Annotated in this window: 1 protein-coding gene; it reads right to left on the bottom strand. The window is 72.0% G+C overall.

Translation table 11 applies throughout. The features are described from left to right. On the bottom strand, positions 1–614 hold a 614-nt coding region (locus ACSC1Q_RS43025; protein WP_436764517.1), incomplete at its 5' end, for a ricin-type beta-trefoil lectin domain protein.

Raw genomic sequence — 614 nt, 5'->3', positions numbered from 1 at the left:
TCAGCCGCGCCGCCATTTCTGGTTGGCGCCGCCGTTGCACTCCCACAGCTGCAGCGGCGTGCCGCCGCCGCCGAAGCCGCTGACGTCCACGCACTTGTTGGCCTGCGGGTTGACCAGGTCACCGGCGCCGCTGAGGACGAACTGCTGCGCCGGGTTGCCGCTGCAGGTGGCGAGCTGGATGGCGGCGCCGTTGGCGGTGGAGCCCCAGGCCACGTCCATGCAGAGGCCGAGGGCGCGGACGGTGCCGTCGCCGGGCCACGTCCAGTTCTGCGCGCCGGTGCCGTTGCAGTCCCACAGCTGCAGGCGCTGCCCGTCGACGGCGTTGCTGTTGGGCACGTCGATGCACCTGTCCTGCCAGCCGATGAGCCGGCCGCCGCCGCCCCCTCCGGTGGTGGTCAGGGTGAGGCCGTACGCGCCGAGGATCTCGTTGACCGGCTGGTAGAAGGTGTTGCCGCCGGTCGTGCAGTTGCCGGAGCCGCCGGAGGTGACGCCCTGGGCCTGGTCGCCGGTGATCCAGGCGCCGCCGGAGTCGCCGCCCTGGGCGCAGGCGGAGGTCTGGGTGAGTCCGTAGACCAGCGAGCCGGAGTAGTTGACGGTTACGTTCTTGGCCTGGA

It is taken from the genome of Streptosporangium heterodermiicola (assembly GCF_051390675.1).
Taxonomy (GTDB): domain Bacteria; phylum Actinomycetota; class Actinomycetes; order Streptosporangiales; family Streptosporangiaceae; genus Streptosporangium.
This window is presented reverse-complemented; position numbering and strand designations above follow the sequence as displayed.